The sequence below is a fragment of the Blastococcus sp. SYSU D00820 genome (assembly GCF_054050695.1).
The window spans coordinates 1-21259 of record NZ_JBJGZW010000004.1; the positions used below are offsets into that span (position 1 = coordinate 1).

Annotated in this window: 20 protein-coding genes; 13 read left to right on the forward strand and 7 right to left on the reverse strand. The window is 74.5% G+C overall.

Features of this window, described 5'->3' with window-relative positions:
- Positions 1-176: 176 nt before the first annotated feature.
- From ACI79R_RS06790 to ACI79R_RS06800, 3 genes are read right to left on the reverse strand one after another with little or no spacing between them, the layout of a single operon-like run.
- Positions 177-596 (reverse strand): nuclear transport factor 2 family protein, encoded by a 420-nt coding sequence (locus ACI79R_RS06790; RefSeq protein WP_456572828.1) that lies wholly within the window; start codon positions 594-596, stop codon positions 177-179.
- Positions 593-1390: an SDR family NAD(P)-dependent oxidoreductase gene (locus ACI79R_RS06795; protein WP_456572829.1), complete on the reverse strand. Its 798-nt coding sequence runs from the start codon at positions 1388-1390 to the stop codon at positions 593-595. The genes ACI79R_RS06790 and ACI79R_RS06795 overlap by 4 nt, the downstream gene beginning before the upstream one ends.
- Positions 1387-2256 carry a TIGR03619 family F420-dependent LLM class oxidoreductase gene (locus tag ACI79R_RS06800; protein WP_456572830.1) on the reverse strand — a complete coding sequence of 290 codons (870 nt, stop codon included), beginning with the start codon at positions 2254-2256 and terminating at the stop codon, positions 1387-1389. The genes ACI79R_RS06795 and ACI79R_RS06800 overlap by 4 nt, the downstream gene beginning before the upstream one ends.
- Before the next feature lie 215 nt (positions 2257-2471).
- Here ACI79R_RS06800 and ACI79R_RS06805 point away from each other — a divergent pair, with 215 nt between their 5' ends.
- Positions 2472-3383: an IclR family transcriptional regulator gene (locus ACI79R_RS06805; protein WP_456572831.1), complete on the forward strand. Its 912-nt coding sequence runs from the start codon at positions 2472-2474 to the stop codon at positions 3381-3383.
- A 30-nt stretch (positions 3384-3413) separates the two neighbouring features.
- Here ACI79R_RS06805 and ACI79R_RS06810 read toward each other — a convergent pair whose 3' ends face one another.
- Positions 3414-3971, reverse strand: a complete 558-nt coding sequence (locus ACI79R_RS06810) for a flavin reductase family protein (protein WP_456572832.1) — start codon at positions 3969-3971, stop codon at positions 3414-3416.
- Positions 3972-4229: 258 nt separating this feature from the next.
- Here ACI79R_RS06810 and ACI79R_RS06815 point away from each other — a divergent pair, with 258 nt between their 5' ends.
- The 10 genes from ACI79R_RS06815 (at position 4230) to ACI79R_RS06860 (ending at position 16054) form a co-directional block, all read left to right on the forward strand.
- A complete protein-coding gene (locus ACI79R_RS06815) occupies positions 4230-5132 on the forward strand; it encodes an alpha/beta fold hydrolase (protein ID WP_456572833.1) in 903 nt (300 codons plus the stop codon).
- Positions 5129-6823 carry an FAD-binding protein gene (locus ACI79R_RS06820; protein WP_456572834.1) on the forward strand — a complete coding sequence of 565 codons (1695 nt, stop codon included), beginning with the start codon at positions 5129-5131 and terminating at the stop codon, positions 6821-6823. Before ACI79R_RS06815 ends, ACI79R_RS06820 begins: the two co-directional genes overlap by 4 nt.
- A 19-nt stretch (positions 6824-6842) precedes the next feature.
- Positions 6843-7892, forward strand: a complete 1050-nt coding sequence (locus tag ACI79R_RS06825) for a 2Fe-2S iron-sulfur cluster-binding protein (protein WP_456572835.1) — start codon at positions 6843-6845, stop codon at positions 7890-7892.
- A 237-nt stretch (positions 7893-8129) separates the two neighbouring features.
- Complete coding sequence (locus ACI79R_RS06830; protein ID WP_456572836.1) at positions 8130-9059, forward strand: acetaldehyde dehydrogenase (acetylating); 930 nt, start codon at positions 8130-8132, stop codon at positions 9057-9059.
- Positions 9060-9088: 29 nt separating this feature from the next.
- Positions 9089-10144, forward strand: coding sequence for a 4-hydroxy-2-oxovalerate aldolase (gene dmpG / locus ACI79R_RS06835; protein ID WP_456572837.1), 1056 nt, complete (start codon positions 9089-9091; stop codon positions 10142-10144).
- A gap of 8 nt (positions 10145-10152) precedes the next feature.
- Complete coding sequence (locus ACI79R_RS06840; RefSeq protein ID WP_456572838.1) at positions 10153-11337, forward strand: acyl-CoA dehydrogenase family protein; 1185 nt, start codon at positions 10153-10155, stop codon at positions 11335-11337.
- A 41-nt stretch (positions 11338-11378) separates the two neighbouring features.
- Positions 11379-12299 carry a VOC family protein gene (locus ACI79R_RS06845; protein ID WP_456572839.1) on the forward strand — a complete coding sequence of 307 codons (921 nt, stop codon included), beginning with the start codon at positions 11379-11381 and terminating at the stop codon, positions 12297-12299.
- Positions 12296-13762 carry an FAD-dependent oxidoreductase gene (locus ACI79R_RS06850; protein WP_456572840.1) on the forward strand — a complete coding sequence of 489 codons (1467 nt, stop codon included), beginning with the start codon at positions 12296-12298 and terminating at the stop codon, positions 13760-13762. The genes ACI79R_RS06845 and ACI79R_RS06850 overlap by 4 nt, the downstream gene beginning before the upstream one ends.
- Positions 13759-14511 (forward strand): SDR family NAD(P)-dependent oxidoreductase, encoded by a 753-nt coding sequence (locus ACI79R_RS06855; protein WP_456572841.1) that lies wholly within the window; start codon positions 13759-13761, stop codon positions 14509-14511. The genes ACI79R_RS06850 and ACI79R_RS06855 overlap by 4 nt, the downstream gene beginning before the upstream one ends.
- 4 nt (positions 14512-14515) lie before the next feature.
- The gene (locus tag ACI79R_RS06860; protein WP_456572842.1) at positions 14516-16054 is read left to right on the forward strand and encodes an FAD-binding protein; all 1539 of its coding nucleotides are present in this window, start codon (positions 14516-14518) and stop codon (positions 16052-16054) included.
- Positions 16055-16112: 58 nt separating this feature from the next.
- Here the strand turns inward: ACI79R_RS06860 and ACI79R_RS06865 are convergent, their stop codons facing one another.
- The 3 genes from ACI79R_RS06865 to ACI79R_RS06875 all read right to left on the reverse strand — a co-directional run bounded on the left by ACI79R_RS06865 (position 16113) and on the right by ACI79R_RS06875 (position 18415).
- Positions 16113-16901, reverse strand: coding sequence for an SDR family NAD(P)-dependent oxidoreductase (locus ACI79R_RS06865; RefSeq protein ID WP_456572843.1), 789 nt, complete (start codon positions 16899-16901; stop codon positions 16113-16115).
- Between the two features lie 78 nt (positions 16902-16979).
- Positions 16980-17258 carry a hypothetical protein gene (locus ACI79R_RS06870; protein ID WP_456572844.1) on the reverse strand — a complete coding sequence of 93 codons (279 nt, stop codon included), beginning with the start codon at positions 17256-17258 and terminating at the stop codon, positions 16980-16982.
- Positions 17258-18415, reverse strand: coding sequence for a Rieske 2Fe-2S domain-containing protein (locus ACI79R_RS06875; RefSeq protein ID WP_456572845.1), 1158 nt, complete (start codon positions 18413-18415; stop codon positions 17258-17260). Before ACI79R_RS06875 ends, ACI79R_RS06870 begins: the two co-directional genes overlap by 1 nt.
- A gap of 264 nt (positions 18416-18679) precedes the next feature.
- Here ACI79R_RS06875 and ACI79R_RS06880 point away from each other — a divergent pair, with 264 nt between their 5' ends.
- Positions 18680-19516 carry a mycofactocin-coupled SDR family oxidoreductase gene (locus ACI79R_RS06880; RefSeq protein ID WP_456572846.1) on the forward strand — a complete coding sequence of 279 codons (837 nt, stop codon included), beginning with the start codon at positions 18680-18682 and terminating at the stop codon, positions 19514-19516.
- A 167-nt stretch (positions 19517-19683) separates the two neighbouring features.
- A complete protein-coding gene (hsaA, locus tag ACI79R_RS06885) occupies positions 19684-20850 on the forward strand; it encodes a 3-hydroxy-9,10-secoandrosta-1,3,5(10)-triene-9,17-dione monooxygenase oxygenase subunit (RefSeq protein WP_456572847.1) in 1167 nt (388 codons plus the stop codon).
- Positions 20851-21259: the final 409 nt, after the last annotated feature.

The window sequence follows — 21259 nt, forward strand, 5'->3', positions numbered from 1 at the left end:
CATACAATCGATGTATGACTTACCGCTCTCGCGTGCTAGACGGGATGACGTCTGTGATGAAACGTCACCGCTGGGGCGGGCATGGGGGCGGGGGGGGGCGGCGCCCCCCCCCCCCCCCCCCCCCCCCCCCCCCCCCCCCCCCCCCGCCGCCACCTGTGCCGATGCGGCGGGGAAGCTCAGCCGGGCTGGAGGACGGCGAAGTCGCCGAGGCCGATCTGCAGGTCGAACACCCGCCGGGTCAGCCGCCAGCCCTCGGCGGTGCGCACCCAGCGGTCGTCGTACTCGCCCATGCACTCGAAGAACCGGCCGGCCTGCGCGCCGGCGCCCTGGTGGTACACGCGGGCGTAGGTGAGCGTGCGGGCGGTGTCGCCATCGACCTGCACGCGGACGTTGCCGAGCAGGTGCTGGGAGGGCCCGCAGCCGCCGAGGTGGGCGCGGGTCCGCGCGACGATCGCTTCCCGGCCGTGCGCGCCGTAGCCGACGGCGTCGGGGGCGAAGGCCGCGCCGATCGCCGTCCAGTCCCGCCGGTCCAGCGCCGAGGCCAGCTCCGCGAGGGCGGTGGCCAGTACCCGGTGGTCGCTCGTGCCGTCGCTCATGCCGTCGCGTCCAGGTCCGGCACCCAGGAGACCCCGTTGACGTGCGCGCCGCCGTCGACGAACAGCGTGTTGCCGGTCAGGTAGCGGCAGTCCTCGCTGGACAGGAACACCACCACCGGGGCGATGTCGGCCTCGGGGTCGCCCATCCGGCCCATCGGGTTGGCCTGCTCGGCGGCCGCGGTGAGCTGGGGGTGGGCGGCCGTCATCCGCTCGAACGCGGCGCTGCGGGCCCCGGGGCAGACGGCGTTGACCACGACGCCGGTCGGGGCCCACTCGCGGGCCGCGGTGCGGGTCAGCGTGCGCAGCGCCTCCTTGGCGGCGTTGTACTCCAGCGTGCCCATGTGCGCGTTGACGCCGTTGAGCGAGCACATGTTCACCACCCGGCCCCAGCCGGTGGCGGCCATGTGCGGGAACGCCGCCCGCATGGCCCAGAACGGCCCGTAGAAGCCGGTGCGCAGCCCGCGGTCGAGCTGCTCGTCGGTCTTGCGCTCCACGCGGCCGACGGTGCCCGCGCCCCAGGCGTTGTTGACCAGCACGTCGATCCGGTCCCAGGTGTCCACGGCCGCGGCGACCATCCCCTCGACCTGCTCCCGGTCGGAGACGTCGACCGGCAGGAACCGGGCGTCGGCGCCGGCGGCGGTCAGCTCGTCGGCCGCGGCCTGCCCGGTGACCGGGTCGAGCTCGGCGACCAGCACCCGCGCGCCCTCGGCGCCGAACCGGCGCACCACCCCGCGGCCGATCCCGGCTCCGCCGCCGGTCACGACGGCGACCCGGCCGGCCATCCGGCCGCTCACGCCGCGCCCGTCCGCACGCGGTCGCCCAGCTCGGCCAGCGCGGCCAGCTGCTCGCAGTAGTGCGTCACCGACTCGGCGGCGAGGTGGGCGTTGACCGTCGTCGCGCCGGCGTCGCGGGCCCGCCGCAGCGCGGTCGCTGCGGCCTCGGGGTCGCCGGCGGGGTCGAGGGGGCGGCCGGCGGAGAGCACCACCTCGAAGCCCTCGGGCACGTCGGCGTCGGCGAGCATCGCAGCCATCTCGGCGAAGGACAGGCCGAAGGGCACCCAGCCGTCGGCCAGCGTGGTCGCCCGGCGCAGCGAGCGGCGGGTCCGCCCGCCGATCCACAGCGGCACCCGGGGTTGCACGGCGTGCGGCTCGACGACGAAGCCGGAGTACTCGTAGAACGGCCCGGACCAGGCCGGCTCGCGCTGCCCGAGCGAGGCGCGCAGGGCGGCCAGCGCGTCGTCGGCCCGGGCACCGCGGTCGCGGAACGGCGCGTCCAGGAGCGCGAACTCCTCCTCGAGCGTGCCCACCCCCAGCCCCAGGGTCAGCCGGCCTCCGCTGATCCGGTCGAGGGTGCCGTAGCGCTTGGCGATCGCCAGCGGATGGTGGTAGCCGAGCACCAGCACCTGGGTCACGAAGCGCAGCCGCGTGGTGCGCGCGGCCAGGTAGCCGAAGGTGGCCAGCGGATCCCAGTAGGTGCCGCCGCGCTGCTCGGCGACCGGCACCGGCACCGCCACGTGCTCGCTGCAGGTCAGGTGGGCGAAGCCGAGCCGGTCGGCCACCTCGGCCACCTGCCCCAGCTCCTCGATGCCGGCGGAGCGTTCCCAGGGCGAGAAGCTGCCCGGGAGCGCCACGACGACCGGGCTGACGATCCCGATCTGCACGCGTCCTCCTCGACGGTGTCGGCGCCGGGCTCCGGCGCCGTCCGGGGACGTTGCTAGCCCAGCGGCGGGAGCGGTCGCGAACTCCTCCCGATGACCGGGAGGGCGACACGACGCGGCAGCGGGTGCACACGGACGGTGGTTCCGTGTGACGCAGGTCGCTGGTACCGTCGCACTCGAACAAGAATTCATTGCAGTTCTGTCCGGGACGGAGTCCAATGTCCGTACTCACCGTCGCCCCCGAGACCGCGTCCGCCGACCGCCGCGAGCGGCCCGAGCTGCCGCCCTCGATGGTCGAGCGGATGACGCTCATCCTCGATGCCTTCGACGGCCGGTCGACCCGGCTGACCCTCGAGGACGTCGCCCGCCGCACCCACCTGCCCCGGTCCACCGCGCACCGCATCCTCGACCAGCTGGTGCGGCTGAACTGGCTGGAGCACACGCCCTTCGGCTACCGGCTCGGCCAGCGGGCGCTGGGCCTGGGCGGCCGGGACGGCGGCTACGAGGAGATCCGGGTGGCCGCGGCCCCGCTGCTGCACGAGCTGCAGATCAAGACCGGGATGGTCGTGCACCTCGCCGTCCTCGACGGGGCGGAGGTCTACTACCTCGACAAGGTCGGCGGCCGCTTCGCCGCGGCGGTGCCCTCCCGGGTCGGCGGCCGGGCCCCCGCGCACTCCACGGCGCTCGGCAAGGCGATGCTGGCCTGGCTGCCGCCGGAGCAGGTCGACGTCCAGGTCGGCCGGGCCATCGGCCGGATGACCAGCCGCACCATCGCCGACCTGAACACGCTGCACCAGGAGCTCAACCGCATCCGCCAGCGCCGCGGCCTGGCCTTCGAGCGGGGCGAGTGCGTCGCGCAGATCGCCTGCGTCGCCGCCGCGATCCGCGGCCCGGAGGGCCCGCTGGCCAGCATCTCCCTGGTCGGCGACATCACCATGCAGCTGGAGAAGGTGGCCCCGCTCGTGGTCGACGCGGCCCGCCAGGTCTCGCTGACCCTGCACCCCAACCTCGAGGCGCCCCGGCGGGTGCGCACCGGCCCGGCCGCCCCGGCGGCCGCCGCCGACCCGACGTGGTCGCCGCAGACGCTGAACCGGCTCATGGCCGTGGGGCAGGACGGCGGCTGGCTCTGACCCGACGCCGGCCGGCGGCCGCTGGGGGGCTCACCCCCAGCGGTCGCCCCGGGCCCACGGGTCCGGAGCCGGCGCGGCCGGCTCGGGGTCGACGCCGAACCGGCCGCGGAAGAACACCATGGGACGCCGGTCGGCGACGGTCTCCAGCTCCAGCACCCGGCCGATGACGACGTCGTGGTCGCCGGCGACGTGCACCGCCGCCACCTCGGCGTGCACCCGCAGCAGCACGTCGTCCAGGACCGGGACGCCCCAGGCCGAGCGTCCGTGGGCCAGCCCCTCGTACTTCAGCCCGCGGGACGAGCCGAACCGGTTGCAGACGTCGATCTGGTCCTCGGCCAGCACGTTGACGCAGAACCGCCCCGACCGGCGGATCCGCGGCCAGGCCCGGCCCCGGTGGTCGGCGCAGAACAGCACCAGCGGCGGGTCGAGGGACACCGACGCGAACGACTGGCAGGCGAAGCCGAGCGGCTCGCCGCCGTCGGTGCCGGTCACCACGGTCACCCCGCTGGCGAAGGCGCCGATCGCGGCGCGCATCTCGGCCGGCGTCGGCGGGGCCGGCTGCCCGGTCAGCGGCTGGGTCATGGTCATGGCCGGACGGTAGGAGCGCCGGCGGTCGCCGGCCGTCGCGCACTCCCGGTCACCGGCACGGCCGGGCGCGGACGCGGCGCCGGCGTCCGGGACCGGGCGCCCGCTGCACCTCGTCCCGCTGTCCGGGACGCCGCCTCCGGCGGCCCGACCCCCGCTGCCTACGGTGCCCCGGCGCCGTCGGGCGCCGCCCGTCCCGCGCGCCCGCGCGATCCCGATCCGCCGTCCACCACCCCCTCCGCGCTGGGAGAGATGCACGCGATGAGCGACCTGACCTACGAGTCCACGCTGCGGGAGCTGCCGACCGAGCAGGGGGTGCTGCGCTACCACGAGGCCGGCGAGGGCCCCCCGCTGCTGATGCTGCACGGCTCCGGCCCCGGCGTGACCGGGTGGCGCAACTACCGGGGCAACCTCGCCCGGTTCGCCGAGCACTTCCGCTGCCTGGTGCTGGAGTTCCCCGGCTTCGGCGTCTCCGACCCGACCGAGGCCCACCCGATGCAGGCCGCGCCGGCCTCGGTGACGCGCTTCCTCGACGGCCTGGGCCTCGAGCGGGTCGACGTCATCGGCAACTCCATGGGCGGCATCGTGGCGGCCAACGTGGCGATCGCCGCGCCCGACCGGATCCGCCGGCTGGTCACCATCGGCGGCATCGGCCGGAACGTCTTCTCGCCCAGCCCGGGGGAGGGGATCGAGCTGCTCATGCAGTTCACCGACGACCCCACCCGCGAGCGGCTGGTCGCCTGGCTGCACTCCATGGTCTACGACCGCCGGCTGGTCACCGAGGAGCTCATCGAGGAGCGGTGGACCCAGGCCACCGACCCCGAGACGCTGGCCGCGGCCCGCCGCATGTACAGCCGGGCCGCGATGACCGCCTCCTTCCGGGCCGCCGCGGCCTCGGACGCCCCGCCGTACTGGGCGATGCTGCACAAGATCAAGGCCCGCACGCTGATCACCTGGGGCCGCGACGACCGCGTCTCCCCGGTGGACATGGCGCTGCTGCCGATGCGCACCATCCCCGACGTCGAGCTGCACGTGTTCCCCAACTGCGGGCACTGGGCGATGATCGAGGCCAAGGAGGCCTGGGAGTCCGCGGTCCTGGCCTTCCTCACCCGCGAGGACACCGAGGGGGCCACCGACGGGGCCACCACCGGGGCCACCGCGTGACCGCCGCCGAGCAGTCCTGGGACGAGGAGTACGACTTCGTCGTCGTCGGCTCGGGGGGCGGCGGCATGGCCGCCGCGCTCACCGCCGCCGACGCCGGCCTGTCGGTGCTCGTCGTCGAGAAGGGCAAGAAGTTCGGGGGCAGCACCGCGATCTCCGGCGGCGGCATCTGGATCCCCAACAACCCGACCCTGCGCGCCGAGGGCCACGACGACAGCCGCGAGTCCATCCGCCGCTACCTCGACCTGCTCACCGAGGGCCGGGTGCCGGCCGCGCGGCTGGACGCCTTCGTCGACAACGGCGAGCCGGCCATGGAGCTGCTGTGCCGCAGCCGGTGGATGCGGTTCAGCTGGACCAAGGGCTACGCCGACTACCACCCCGAGCTCGAGGGCGGCCGCCCGCTGGGCCGGTCGATCGAGGCCAAGCCGTTCGACACCCGCAAGCTCGGCGACGACGAGAAGTACCAGCGGCCCAACAGCATGAAGGGCCCGCTGGGTCTGTGGGTGACCGCGAAGGACTACCACGACCTCGCGATGGTCAAGCGGACGTGGCGCGGCCGGTGGGCCTCGGTGATCGCGGCCTGGCGGGTGTCGTCCAACGTCGTCCGGCGGCGGCACATGGCCACCGGCGGGCGCGCGCTGGTCGCCCGGATGCGGATGGCCCTCAAGGACGCCGGCATCCCGCTGTGGCTGAAAAGCCCGGTGACCCGGCTGGTCACCGACGCCGCGGGCGCGGTCCGCGGCGTCGAGGTCGACCGCGCCGGCACCCCGGTGCGGGTCGGCGCGCGGCTCGGCGTCCTGCTGGCCACCGGCGGCTTCGACCACGACCCGGAGATGCGCGCCCGGTACCTGCCCGAGGGCGGGCAGGCCGACTTCAGCGCCGGGGCCCGCGAGAACGTCGGCGACGGCATCCGCATGGGCCAGCAGCTGGGCGCCGCCGTCGACCTCATGGACGACGCCTGGTGGATGCCCTCGGTCCGCCACCCGCTCGGCGCGGTCATCCCGCTGGTCTCCGAGCGGTGCATCCCGCCGTCGGTGATCGTCGGTGCCGACGGCCGGCGGTTCACCAACGAGTCGGCGCCCTACGTCAACTTCGTGCACGACCAGCTGGCCGGCGGGCACGTGCCGGCCTGGTTCGTCATGGACGCCAAGGCCCGGTCGCGGTACCCGTTCGCCCAGATCCTCCCGGGGATGCCGATCCCCAAGGAGTTCTACGAGCAGGGCATCGCCTTCCGCGCCGACACCCTCGGGGAGCTGGCGGGCCGGATCGGCGTCCCCGCCGACGCGCTGACCGCGACGGTCGAGCGGTTCAACGGGTTCGCCCGCGCAGGGAAGGACGCCGACTTCGGCCGGGGCGACTCCGCCTACGACCGGTACTACGGCGACCCGACGCTGCAGAACCCCAACCTCGACGTCATCGACAAGGCGCCCTACTACGCCTTCCGCATCGAGGCCGGCGACCTCGGCACCAAGGGCGGTCTCGTCTGCGACGAGGCCAGCCGGGTGCTGCGGGCCGACGGCAGCGCCATCCCCGGGCTGTACGCCACCGGCAACACCTCGGCCTCGGTCATGGGCAACGAGTACGCCGGTCCCGGCGCGACCATCGGCCCCTCGATCGTCTTCGGCTACATCGCCGCCCGGCACGCCGCCGAGCAGGCGAGGACGGCCCGCACCGCCCTCGCCCCCTCGGCCTGACCGCACAGGAGCTCCACCCATGTCCCAGCCGGGTCCCCAGCAGGTCCGGGTCGTCGAGGTGGTCCGGGAGACCGCCGACGCGCACTCGCTGGTGCTCGAACCGGTCGACCCGAGCGCCTTCCGCTACCGGCCGGGGCAGTTCCTCACCGTCCGGGTCCCCACCGACCGTCCGGGAGGTGCGGCGCGCTGCTACTCGCTGGCCAGCTCGCCGCACCTCGAGGAGCGGCTGAAGGTCACCGTCAAGCGCACCGCCGGGGGCTACGGCTCCAACTGGCTGTGCGACAACGTCACCGAGGGGGCCACCCTCGACGTGCTGCGGCCGGCGGGGACGTTCACCCCCCGGTCGCTGGACGACGACGTCCTGCTCGCCGCCGGCGGCAGCGGCATCACCCCGGTGATGTCGATCCTCAAGTCGGTGCTGGCGGCCGGCACCGGCCGGGTGACGCTGATCTACGCCAACCGCGACGAGTCGTCGGTCATCTTCCGCGACGAGCTGCTCACCCTCACCAAGGAGCACCCCGACCGGCTGGTCGTCCTGCACTGGCTGGAGTCGGTGCAGGGCCTGCCGACGGCCGCGGCCCTCCGGGCGCTGGCCGCCCCGTGCCTGGACCGCCAGGTGTTCGTCTGCGGGCCCGGCCCGTTCATGGACCTCGTCCAGACCACGCTGGCCGAGGCCGGGGTCCCGCGCGACCACCTGCACGTCGAGCGGTTCACCTCGCTCACCAGCGACCCCTTCGCCGAGGTCGTCGAGGTCGAGGTGGTCGCCGAGGCGCTCGGCGAGGACGGGTCGCCCCCGGCCGAGGTCGAGGTCGAGCTGGACGGCGAGCGGCGCACCGTGCCCTGGCCGCGGACGCAGAAGCTGCTCGACGCGCTGCGGGCGGCCGGCCTCGACGCGCCGTTCTCCTGCCGCGAGGGCTCCTGCAGCGCGTGCGCCTGCGTCGTCCTCGAGGGCGAGGTGACCATGGAGCACAACGAGGTCCTGGACGCCACCGACCTCGCCGACGGCCTGGTCCTGGCCTGCCAGGCGCTCCCGGTCAGCGACCGGTTCTCGGTCACCTACGAGGCCTGATCCGGGCGCCCGGACGGCCCCTCCCACTCACCGGGAAGCACTCCCCGGGGCGCGTCCGGCGGGTGCGACGGTTCCCCCGTCCCACCCGCCGTACGCACGACGAGAGGCCCGGATGCCCAGCCCCAGCGACCGCCAGGCAGGCGCCGACCGGCCGGAGGCCGCGGGTGCCGGCGTGCCCGGTCGCGAGGCGGTCGGCTCCTCGTCCCCGTCCTTCTCCTCCTCTGGGGGTTCCGCCTCGTGACCACCACCACCGGCCGGGCGACCGCCGCCATCGTCGGCTCCGGCAACATCGGCACCGACCTGATGTACAAGCTGCTGCGCTCGGAGGTCATCGAGCCGCGCTGGATGGTCGGCGTCGACCCGGCGAGCGAGGGCCTGGCCCGCGCCGCCGACCACGGGCTGGTCGCCTCCGCCGACGGCGTGGACTGGCTGCTGGCCCAGGACGAGCGGCCCGACCTGGTCTTCGAGGCCACCAGCGCCTACGTGCACCGCGCCAACGCCCCCCGCTACGCAGAGCTCGGCATCCAGGCCGTCGACCTCACCCCGGCCGGCATCGGCCCGGCGGTGGTGCCGGCGGTCAACCTCGGCGCCCACCTCGACGCCCCGAACGTCAGCCTGATCACCTGCGGCGGCCAGGCCACGATCCCGATCGTCGCCGCGGTCTCCCGCGTCTGCGAGGTCCCCTACGCCGAGATCGTGGCCAGCGTCGCCTCGCCGTCGGCCGGCCCGGGCACCCGCGCCAACATCGACGAGTTCACCAAGGCCACCTCGCGCGGCATCGAGGTGATCGGCGGCGCCGCCCGCGGCAAGGCGATCATCATCCTCAACCCGGCCGAGCCGCCGATGCTCATGCAGGACACCGTCTTCTGCGCCATCCCGCTCGACGCCGACCGCGACGCGATCGCCGACTCGGTCCAGCGGATGGCCGCCGACGTCGCCGGCTACGTGCCCGGCTACCGGCTGCGGACCGAGCCCCAGTTCGACGACCCGACCCCGATGAGCGGCGGGATGGCCCGCGTCGCGGTGTTCATCGAGGTCGAGGGCGCCGGCGACTTCCTGCCGCCCTACAGCGGCAACCTCGACATCATGACCGCCGCCGCGACGGCCGTGGGCGAGGGCTTCGCCACGCGGCTGCTGGCCGGGCGCGTCCCCGAGCCGGCGCTGTAGCGCCGGCGTCCAGGAGAGAAGGACCCGCGATGACCGCCTCCGACCCGATGAGCTCGGCCCAGCCCTACAGCGCCGACCTCGACATCCGCATCACCGACTCCTCGCTGCGCGACGGCTCGCACGCCAAGCGGCACCAGTTCACCGTCGAGCACGTCGAGTCGATCGTCGCCGCCCTCGACGACGCCGGCGTCCCGGTCATCGAGGTGACCCACGGCGACGGCCTGGGCGGCTCCTCGTTCAACTACGGCTTCAGCCACACCCCCGAGCAGGAGCTGATCAAGGCCGCGGTGAAGACCGCGCGGCGGGCGCGGATCGCCTTCCTCATGCTGCCGGGGCTCGGCGTCCAGGACGACATCCGCGAGGCCGCCGGCAACGGCGCGTCGATCTGCCGGATCGCCACGCACTGCACCGAGGCCGACATCTCCGTCCAGCACTTCGGGCTGGCCCGGGAGCTGGGCCTGGAGACCGTGGGCTTCCTGATGATGAGCCACAGCCAGCCGCCGGAGGTGCTGGCGGCGCAGGCGCGGATGATGGCCGACGCCGGCTGCCAGTGCGTCTACGTCGTGGACTCGGCGGGCGCGCTGATCATGGAGCAGACCAGCGACCGCATCGCCGCGCTCGTCGCCGAGCTCGGGGACGACGCGCAGGTCGGCTTCCACGGCCACGAGAACCTCGGTCTGGGGGTGGCCAACTCCGTGCTCGCGGTGCGGGCCGGGGCCCAGCAGATCGACGGATCCACCCGGCGCTTCGGCGCCGGGGCGGGCAACACCCCGGTCGAGGCCTTCGTGGCGGTCGCCGAGAAGCTCGGCATCCGCACCGGCGTCGACACGCTGAAGATCATCGATGCCGCCGAGGACGTCGTCCGCCCGGTGATGGACGGGGAGTGCCTGCTCGACCGGCTCTCGCTGACCATGGGCTACGCCGGGGTCTACTCCTCCTTCCTCAAGCACGCCGACCGCCAGGCCCAGCGCTACGGCGTCTCCGGCGCGGAGATCCTCATCGAGGCCGGGCGACGCAAGCTCGTCGGCGGCCAGGAGGACCAGCTCATCGACATCGCCGTGGCACTGGCCGCGGGGAAGAACTGAGGTCTGACATGTCGTCCAACCCCGTCCTCGACCGCATCCAGGAGCAGGCCGAGGCGATCGCCGCCCAGGGCCCGACCAACGAGAAGCTCGGCAAGCTCAGCGACGACGCCGCCAAGGCGCTGCGCGAGTCCGGCGTGATCCGGATGCTGCAGCCGGCCACCCACGGTGGCCTCGAGACGCACCCCCGCGACTTCGCCGAGGTGGTCATGGCCACCGCGGCCCTCGACGGCTCCAGCGGATGGGTCGCCGGCATCGTCGGCATCCACCCGTGGGAGATGGCGATGGCCGACCCCCGCGTGCAGGAGGAGATCTGGGGCGAGGACCAGGACACCTGGATCGCCTCGCCGTACGCACCGATGGGCATCCTGCGCCCGGTCGACGGCGGCTGGATCTTCAACGGCCGGTGGCAGTTCTCCTCCGGCACCGACCACTGCGACTGGATCTTCCTGGGCGGCTTCCTCGGCGACGAGCAGGGCCAGATGCTCATGCCGCCGCAGAGCTACCACGTGATCCTGCCGCGGTCGGACTACACCATCGTCGAGGACAGCTGGGACGTCGTGGGCCTCCGGGGCACCGGCTCCAAGGACATCGTCGTCCAGGACGCCTTCATCCCCGAGTACCGGGTGATCCCCTTCGCCGACGTCATCGACGGCTCGGCCTACAAGCGGGCCGGGCTGACCAACCCGATCTACCACGTGCCGTTCTCCGCGGCCTTCCCACTGGGCATCACCTCGGCGGTCATCGGCATCGCCGAGGGGGCGCTGGCCCACCACATGGCCTACCAGCGCACCCGCGTCCAGGTGACCGGCACGAAGATCAAGGACGACCCGTACGCCCTCTACGCGATCAGCGAGGCCGCCGGCGAGATCGCCGCCTCCCGCGCCGCGCTGCTGGACAACATCACCCGGATGTACGACCTCGCCGCCGCCGGGCACGAGTTCACCCTCACCGAGCGGGCCGTCGGCCGGCGCACCCAGACCCAGGCCGCCTGGCGCGCGGTGCGCGCCGTCGACGAGATCCTCGCCCGCTCGGGCGGCAACGGGCTGCGGATGGACAACCCTCTGCAGCGGTTCTGGCGGGACGCGCACATGGGCCTGGTGCACGCCATCCACTCGCCCGGCACGGTCTACCACGCCTCGGCGCTGAGCGAGCTCGACGTCGAACCGCCCGCCTCGCTGCTCGTCATGATCTGACGCCCGTCCCGACGCCCCCCGACCACGAGATTGGACAGAGGATGACCACCGAACTCCGCGGCCTCGGCTACGTCGAGGTCCAGACCACCGACATCGACCGGTGGCGCGAGCTCACCGTCGAGGCCCTCGGCTTCGGCGTCGGCACCGGTCCCAACCCCGACGCCCTCTACCTGCGGATGGACGAGCGGCGGGCCCGGATCATCGTCCGCCCGGCCGACGTCGACCGCGTCGTCGCCGTGGGCTGGGAGGTCCGCGACCAGTTCGCCCTGGCCCGCGTGGCCGCGGCGGTCGAGGCCGCGGGCGTCGGCGTCAAGCAGCTCACCCCCGAGCAGTGCGACGACCGCGGCGTCGAGGCCGGCATCACCTTCGACGACCCGGCCGGCATGCCCGTCGAGGTCTTCTTCGGGCCGATCCTCGACCACAGCCCCTTCCCGACCGTGCACGGGCAGAAGTTCGTGACCGGGGAGCAGGGCCTGGGCCACGTCGTCCTCCCGACGACCGACCAGGAGGCCACGGTCCGCTTCTACACCGAGGTGCTGGGCTTCCTGCCCCGCGGTGCGATGCGCATGGGCGGCCCGAAGTCGCCGATCCGCATCCGGTTCATGGGCATCAACAAGCGCCACCACAGCCTCGCGGTCGCCCCGGCGCCGCACGGCGAGGCCCCCGGCGTCATCCACATCATGGTCGAGGTCGACAGCCTCGACGCCGTCGGCCGGGCGCTGGACGCCGTCCACGAGCACGGGTTCTCGCTGTCGTCGACCCTGGGCCGGCACACCAACGACAAGATGGTGTCCTTCTACGTCCGCGCCCCCGGCGGCTGGGACATCGAGTACGGCACCGAGGGGATGCTCGTGGACGAGTCGCACTACACCGCCGAGGAGATCACCGCGGACAGCTACTGGGGCCACGACTGGTCCGGTGCCGAGCCCCTGGCGGCGTTCGTGCCGCGCGCCGGCGCGTGACGCGCTCGTTCGCCCCGGTCGCCGCCTCGGCCATCGGGGAGTTCGACGTCGAGACCGACGTGCTGGTCGTCGGCCTCGGCTGCGCGGGCGGGGCGGCGGCCCTGGAGGCGGCCGCCGCCGGCGCCGAGGTCGTCGTCCTGGAGCGGGCGTCGGGCCCGGGCGGGTCGTCGGCGCAGTCCGGCGGCGAGCTGTACCTGGGCGGCGGCACCTCGGTGCAGCGGGCCTGCGGCTTCGAGGACGACGCGGACAACATGTTCGCCTACCTCCGCGTCGCGCTCGGCCCGCACGCCGACGAGGAGAAGCTGCGGCTGTACTGCGACGGCAGCGTCGAGCACTTCGAGTGGTTCCAGAAGCTCGGCATCACCTTCAACGAGTCGCTGTTCGACGCACCGACCTGGATGCCGCTGACCCGCGACGGGCTGATGTGGCTGGGCGAGAACGCCTGGCCCTACGACACCGTCGCGCGGCCGGTCCCGCGGGGCCACCGGCCGGCGACCGAGGGCTTCGCCGGCTGGACGATCATGGAGAAGCTGGTCGCCGCGGTGCGCGAGGCCGGCGTCCGGATCGACACCGACACCCTCGCCGGCTCGCTCGTCGTCGAGGACGGCCGGGTGGTCGGGGTGACCGCCCGCCGCTTCGGCGAGCCGGTGACCTACCGCGCCCGCCGCGGCGTCGTCCTCACCACCGGCGGGTTCGTCGACGACGAGGAGATGCTGGCCGCGCACGCCCCGGTGCTGCTCGGGCACGGCAAGGTCAGCGACGGCCTCGACGACGGCAGCGGCATCCGCATGGCCGCCGCGCTCGGCGCGGCGACCCGGCGGATGGCCTCGGTGGAGGTCGCCATGACCGCCCTCCCGATCGCCATGGTGCACGGGATGATGGTCAACGGCCTGGGCCAGCGGTTCATCAACGAGGACGTCTACCCCGGCCTGTTCAGCCACGCGGCCGTCCTGCACCAGCCCGGTCCGCACTGGGTGATCGTCGACGAGGCCGGCTGGGAGTCGATCCCGGAGATGGAGCGGTGGGGGGTGCGGCCGCAGTACGCCGCGGAGACCCTCGCCGAGCTCGAGCAGGAGCTCGGCCTGCCGACGGGCTCGCTCGAGACGACGGTGGCCACCTACAACCGGCACGCCGCCGAGGGCGAGGACCCGTACTTCCACAAGAACGCCCGGTGGCTGCGGCCGCTGGAGCCGCCGTTCGCGGCGCTCGACCCGCGGCTGGGGTTCGCCGGCGACGGCAGCGTCAAGAAGGGGCAGGGCACCGGGGTCAACGGGTTCACCCTCGGCGGGCTGCACACCACGGTGGACGGTGCGGTGCTCGACGTCTCCGGTGCCCGGATCCCCGGGCTGTTCGCCGCGGGGCGGGCCAGTGCCGGCATCCACGGCGAGGGCTACATCAGCGGCACCTCGCTGGGTGACGGCACCTTCTTCGGCCGCCGGGCCGGGCGCGCGGTCGCCTCGTGAACCGCTACGAGGGCAAGCGGGTCGTCCTCACCGGCGCCGGCTCGGGGATCGGCCGGGCCACCGCGGTCCGGCTGGTCGCCGAGGGCGCGACGGTGTTCGCCGTCGACCGGAGCGGGCCGGGCCTGGAGGAGACCGCCGAGCTGGTCGAGGACGCCGGGCGGTTCCTGCCGCACGAGCAGGACCTCGGCACCGAGGCGGGCGCCGCCGGTGCGGCGGCCGCGGCCGTCGAGGCCCTCGGCGGGACGGTCGACGTCCTGGTCAACGGGGCCGGCACCATCCGGACGACGCCGATGACGTCGCTGGACCTCGCCGACTGGTCGGCGCTGCTGGCCACCAACCTGCTCGCGCCGGTGGTGCTGTGCCGGGAGCTGCTGCCGGTGATCCCCGACGGCACGGGCGTCATCGTCACCATCACGTCGACGGCGGCCACCAAGGCGCATCCGGGGATGACCGGCTACGCCGCGTCCAAGGGGGCGCTGCTGTCGTTCTGCGTCAGCCTGGCCGCCGAGCTCGCGCCGCGGCGGATCCGGGTGGTGCCGGTGTCGCCCGGCGGGGTGGCCACCCCGCTGATGCAGAACAAGGACACCTACGCCGGCATCGACACCAGCTGGTACCGGCGCACGTACCCGCTGTGGGGCGAGCCCGGCCGGCCCGAGGACCTCGCGGCGGCGATCGCCTTCGCGGGATCCGCGGACGGGGCCTACCTCAACGGCGTCGAGCTCCGCGTCGACGGCGGCTCGCACAGCTGACCGCATGACCGGCTGGGACGACGCGTGCGACGTGCTCGTCGCGGGCAGCGGTGGGGGCGCCCTGACCGGCGCCCTCACCGCGGCCCGCGAGGGGCTGTCGGTGCTGGTGGTCGAGGCGACCGACCGCTTCGGCGGCACCACCGCCTACTCCGGCGGCGGCATGTGGTTCCCCTGCAACCCGGTGCTGCGCCGGGCGGGTGACGACGACACGGTCGAGGACGCGCTCACCTACTTCGCCGCGGTGGTGGGCGACCGCACGCCGCGGGAGCTGCAGGAGGCGTTCGTCCGCGGGGGCGCCCCGCTGGTCGAGTACCTCGAACGGGACCCGGCGCTGGCCTTCGCCGTCCTGCCGTGGCCCGACTACTTCGGCGCCGCCCCCGGCGCCCGGGCGCAGGGCCGGCACATCGTGCCCGCACCGCTGCCGGCCGCCGCGCTGGGGGAGCGGCGGGCGCACCTGCGCCCGCCGCTGGCCGTCGAGCGCGCCGGCGCACCGCTGCCGGCGGAGCTGACCGGCGGGCAGGCCCTGATCGGCCGGCTGCTGCTGGCCCTGGACGCCGCGGGTGCCGACCTGCGCCGCTCGGCCGCGCTCACCGGCCTGGTGCGCGACGGCGACCGGGTGGTCGGTGCCCGCGTGCGCACGCCGGACGGCGTCCGCGCCGTCCGGGCGCGGCGCGGCGTCCTGCTCGCCGCCGGCGGGTTCGAGCGGAACGCCGGGCTCCGCGCCCGGTACGGCGTCCCGGGCTCGGTCCGCGACACCATGGGCGCGCCGGGCAACACCGGTGCGGCCCTGGAGGCGGCGCTCGCCATCGGTGCCGACGTCGACCTCGTGGACCAGGCCTGGTGGTCGCCGGGGGTCACCCATCCCGACGGCAGCTCGACCTTCTCGCTGTGGTTCACCGGCGGCGTGCTCGTCGACGACGCGGGGGAGCGGTTCACCAACGAGTCGGCGCCCTACGACCGGATCGGCCGGGAGGTGCTGCGCGCCGTCGACGAGGGCCGGGTCACGCTGCCGTACTGGCTGGTCTTCGACGACCGGGACGGCGGCGCCCCGCCGGTGCGGGTGACCAGCGTGCCGATGGCGCCGGTCGCGGAGCAGACCGCCGCGGGCCTGCGCCACACCGCCGGCACGCTCGAGGAGCTGGCCGCGCTGATCGGCGTCCCGCCCGGTGCCCTGGTCGCCACCGTCGAGCGGTTCAACCGGGCCGCCGCCGCGGGGGCCGACCCCGACCTCGGCCGGGGCGACGAGCCCTACGACCGCTCGTTCGCCGGCGGCGGCTCGCCGCTGGTGCCGATCGAGCGGCCGCCGTTCTCCGCGGTCGCCTTCGGGGTCTCCGACCTCGGCACCAAGGGCGGGCTGCGCACCGACGCGCGCGCCCGCGTGCTGGACCGGTCGGGCGCGGTGATCCCCGGGCTGTACGCCGCCGGCAACACGATGGCCGCCGTCAGCGGCACCACCTATCCGGCCGGCGGCAACCCGATCGGCGCCTGCATGGTGTTCGGCCACCTCGCCGCCCTGGACATGGCCGGCGGCCCCGCGCACTGACCGACGGCGGACGGCCCCGGACCCCGCGCGGGGGTCCGGGGCCGTCCACCGGTGGAGCTCAGCGCCCCATGAGCTTGCGCGACATCTCGTGGGCACCGAGCACCATGCCGGCGCGGTCCATGCCGCTGCGCTTCTCGGCGGTGCGGGCGTTGCCGCCGGCGATCCACACCGGGCCGTCGGCGAGGTGCTCGAGGCCCTCCCGGGCGACGTCCTCGGGCTCGGCGACGTTGAGGCCCGGCAGCGAGAAGTCCAGGCCGGCCCGCTCCATCGCCGGGGTGCGGGTCACGCCGAGCACCAGCTCGAGCACGTGCACGCCGTACTCGCGCAGCTCCAGCCACAGGCCCTCGGCGAACACCCGGCTGAACGCCTTGACCGCGCAGTAGATGCTCATGTCGGCCTGGCCCATGTACCCGGCCAGCGAGCCGACCAGGACGATGCCGCCGCGGCCGCGCTCCTTCATGCGCGCGCCGAAGTGGTGCGCCATCGCCAGCTGCGACGTGATGTTGAGGTCGATGACGCCCTGCACGCGCTGCAGGTCGGAGGTGACGAACTCGTGGCCGTAGCTGTTGGCGCCGGCGTTGAAGATGAGCAGCCCCACCTCGAGCCCGTCGGTCACCTCGCGGACGGCGGCCAGCGCGCCGGGGTCGAGCAGGTCGAGCTCGAGCGTGCGCACCTCGACGCCGCGCTCCTTGACCGCGGCGGCGGTCTCGGCGAGCGGGCCGGGCTTGCGGGCGATGAGCACCAGGTTGATGCCGGCGTCGGCGAGCTGGGTGGCGAACGCCGAGCCGACGCCCTCCGACCCGCCGGCGATGACGGCCCACGGGCCGTACTGGGAGCTGTCGATCATGCGGTCCTCCAGGGTGCGGGCAGGCTCCCGCGCGGAAGAGCACGGGGCTCTCCCGCGCGGGAGGGGTGTTGCGTCGGCTCAGTAGCCGTCGTCGGGCACCGGGACGATGCCGCCCAGGGCGGCGTCCCGGATCGACTCCTGCAGCGAGGCGCAGGCGATGAAGAACTCGCCGTTGGGGCCGTCCGACCGCCGCGCGGCGGTGCGCCGCTCCTCGCAGGCGGCCATGGCGGCGGTGTCCCACTGGACGCTGGTCTGCTGCCAGCTGCTCTTGCGCACCTGCACCCGGGCGGAGCACCGCCGGCACACGACGTCCCGCATGGGGGCGTCGAGCAGCCGGTTGTCGGGGCGGACCGCCATCAGGCCGGCTGCGTGGTCGCCGCGGCGCGCCGGGCGAGGTTCTCCTCGACCTCCTTGCGCCACGCCTCGTTGGGCCGGGTGGTGTCGAGCTCGTACTCGAACCGCTCGGTCATCTCCGGGGTGACGTCGGCGACGTCCACGTAGAACTGCTCGTACCAGCGGCGCAGCTGGTAGACCGGGCCGTCCTCCTCGCACAGCAGCGGGTTGTCGATCCGGGTCTTGTTCTTCCAGATCTGGACGTCCTGCTCGAAGCCCAGGCGGATGAAGTCGCCGCTGGCGATCGCCATCTTCTCGGCCGCGTCACCGGGCAGGGCGGGGGAGCGCTTGACGATGATGCCGTACTGCAGCACGAAGGAGTTGGCGTCGATCGGGTAGTGGCAGTTGATCAGCACCGACTCGAGGTCGAAGCCCTCGAAGTGGTAGATCAGCTCGTCGATCATGAACGAGGGGCCGTGGTATGAGGCCACCGAGGTGTTGCCGAGGGACTTGGGCTGGCCGTCCGTGGCCGGGGGCCGGATGTCGTCGCGGCTGATGCCGTTCATGTACTGGGTGGCCGTGTGACCCTCGAAGATGTTCTTGAAGTAGGTCGGGAACGACCCGTGCACGTAGAAGAAGTGCGCCATGTCGACGACGTTGTCGATGACCTCGCGGGCGTTGGTGTGCACCGTCGTGGCGTACCAGCGCCAGTCGGTCCACTCGTCGCTGGTGGCGCCGGGGATGCGGGGGATGGTGACGTCGGCCGGCGGGGGGTTGCCCTCGGGGTCGTTCCAGACGAAGAGCATCCCGTCCTGCTCGAGCGTCGGCCACGCCGCGGTGCGCGCCCGCAGCGGCACCCGCCGGCTGTAGGGGATCTGCTTGCAGCGGCCGTCGCCGCCCCAGCGCCAGTCGTGGAACGGGCAGGCGATCTCGTCGCCCTTGACCTCGCCCTGGGAGAGGTCGCCGCCCATGTGCCGGCAGTAGGCGTCGAGCACGTTGAGCGAGCCGTTGGCCCCGCGGAAGACGACCAGCTTCTGGCCGAACGCCTGGATCGAGTGCGGCTTGCCGTCCCCGAGGTCGCGCACCAGCCCGAGGCAGTGCCAGCCGCGGGCGAAGCGCGTGGGTGCCGCTTCGAACTCGATCCGACGGATCTCGTCGTTGTCCGACTGCACAGTGGTCATCTCCGACCGTCCCCTCGACGCCTGCCGTCCGGTCGGCGCGCGCCGGCCGGTCCACCCGTGGGGTCCCGGCCTGGCGGCGGGACCTGCGCTCGAAGCTAGGTCGGACCCTCGCCGGTCCGCGGGCAGGTCCCACTGACCGGAACGGCCGTGGCGGCCCCTCCGGTCTCCCACTGATCGGGAGGCGCGGCCGCCCCTCCGGGGGCCGGGTGCGACCGTGCGCGCGCCCCGCGGCAGAGGGCACCGAGCGGTACGGGAAGGCAGCAGATGCGGACACTCGAGGGCCAGGTCGTCGTCATCACCGGGGGCGCGCGGGGGATGGGGCGCTCGCACGCCCTGGCCGCCGCCGAGCGCGGCGCGCGGGTCGCGCTGCTCGACCGCTGCGCGGACAGCCCCCACGTCGGCTATCCCCTGGCCACCGAGGCCGATCTGCGGGAGACCGAGCAGCTGGTCGCCGAGCGCGGCGGCGAGGCGCTCGGCCTGGTCTGCGACGTCGGCGACAGCGCCGCCACCGAGGCCGCCGTCGCCCGGGTGCTGGAGACCTTCGGCCGGGTCGACGTCCTGGTCGCCAACGCCGGGGTGAGCTCCGGCGGCTCGATCCAGGACGTCGACCGCGGCGTCTGGGACGAGACGCTGTCGACCAACCTGACCGGCGTCATGACCAGCATGCGCGCGGTGGCGCCGCACATGATCGCCCAGGGCTCCGGCCGGATCGTGGCGATCGCGTCGATGATGGGGCGTACGGCGACGCCGGGCTCCATCCCCTACAACGTCTCCAAGTGGGGCGTCATCGGACTGGTGAAGTCCGCCGCCCAGGACCTCGCGCCGTGGGGCATCACGGTCAACGCCGTCGCGCCGGGCAACATCTCGACGCCGATGGTGCACAACGAGGCGCTCTACCGCCGGCTGCGGCCGGACCTGGCCGACCCACAGTGGGACGACGTGGCACCGGTGCTCCAGCGGGTGCACGTGCTGCCGGTCGCGGTGCTGGACCCGCAGGAGATCACCTCGGCGGTCATGTACCTCGTCGGGCCCGAGGCCCGGTACGTCAGCGGCGCGGTGCTCGACGTCAGCGGCGGGGCGAGCGCGCGCCAGCTGGGCTGAGGTGCCGGCCGGTCCCGTCCCGTCTGGCGGGCGGGGCGCGGCCGCGCGCGCCGTCCGCGTCCCGCGCGGCGCGCGGCGGTCCCACTGACCGGTACCCCCGGGAAGCGGCGCGCGGGACCCTCGCACCATCGGTCGGCCACGGGGCGGAACGGATCGAGGGGGCGGCGATGGAGCCGGTGCTGTCGAGGGTGCGGGACCTGCTGCCCGGGATCGCCGGGCGGTCGGTGGAGGCCGAGGAGCAGCGGCGGGTGCCGGCCGCGACGATCGCCGAGCTCGCCGACGCCGGCGTCTTCCGGATGCTGCAGCCCAAGCGGTACGGCGGCGCCGAGGCCGAGCCGACCGCGTTCTTCGAGGTGGTCCGGGCCGTGGCCGGCGCCTGCGGCTCCACCGGCTGGGTCACCTCGGTGCTCGGCGTCCACCCGTGGCAGCTGGGGCTTTTCCCCGAGGCCGCGCAGGACGACGTCTGGGGCGCCGACCCGGACACGCTGGTCGCGTCCTCCTACGCGCCCGTCGGCCGGCTCACCCGGGTGGAGGGCGGCTACCGGCTGAGCGGGCGCTGGAGCTTCGCCTCGGGCGTGGACCACGCCGGCTGGGCGCTGCTCGGCGGGCTGGTCGTGGAGGGCAGCGCCGGCCGGCCGGTGGACCTCCTCACCGTCGCCGTCCCGCGGGCGGACTTCCGCGTCGAGGCGGTCTGGGACGTCGTCGGGCTGCAGGGCACCGGCAGCAACGACGTGGTCGTGCAGCACGCGTTCGTGCCCGAGCACCGGGTGCTGCGCAACTTCGAGCACTCGCAGCTGCGCGGCCCGGGGCAGCAGGTCAACCCGGGCGCGCTGTACCGGATGCCGTTCGGCGCGGTGTTCACGGCGGCGGTGACCATGCCGCTGCTCGGCGCGGTGGAAGGGTGCTACGCCACCTACCTGGACTCGATGCGCGACCGGGTGCGGCTGAGCCTCGGGGGTGGCCGGTTCGCCGAGGACGCCTTCGCGCAGGCCGCGGTCGGCCGGGTCGCCTCGGAGATCGACGCCGCCGTGCTCCAGACGGAGCGCAACCTCGGCGAGCTGTACCGACTGGCCGCCGCCGGCGGCGAGGTGCCCGTGGAGCTGCGGCTGCGCACCCGCCGCGACCAGGTGCGCGCCACCGAGCGGGCGGTGTTCGCCGTCGACCTGCTGTTCAAGACCGCCGGTGGCAACTCCCTGCACCGCGGCAACCCGATCGAGCGGGCCTGGCGCGACGTGCACGCCGGGAGCGTGCACGTGGCCAACGACGCCGAGCGCACCCTCGCGCTGTACGGCCGCGGCGCCTTCGGCCTCCCCGTGGAGGACAACCTCATCTGACGCTGCGGCAGCGCCGTCAGGCCCCGGCCGCCGACCCTCCGGCGGACGACCGCGGCAGCGGGCGGCGCGGCTCGCGGGTGCCGCTGCCCTCCGCGGCCACGTCACGACCACCGACCCCCAGCGGCGCACGGGGGTGCCCGCGGGCGGCTCCTGGGCGAGCACCGTCGCCGCCACCCGCCAGGTCAGCGCGGCGAGCGGCGGCCCGTCGGGGTCGGCCTGGGCGAGCACGACGCCCGCGTCCCGGGCGACCGCCTGCGCCCGCTCCATCGGCAGCCTGACGACGTGCGGCGCCACCACGGTGGCAGGAGGCAGCAGCGGGTCCGGGCCCATGCGGCACATCGTGGACGCCCGGCCGGATCCGTGCCAGGGGCCCTGGCCGGGTGACTCCGGACGGGGGGCTCCGGACGGG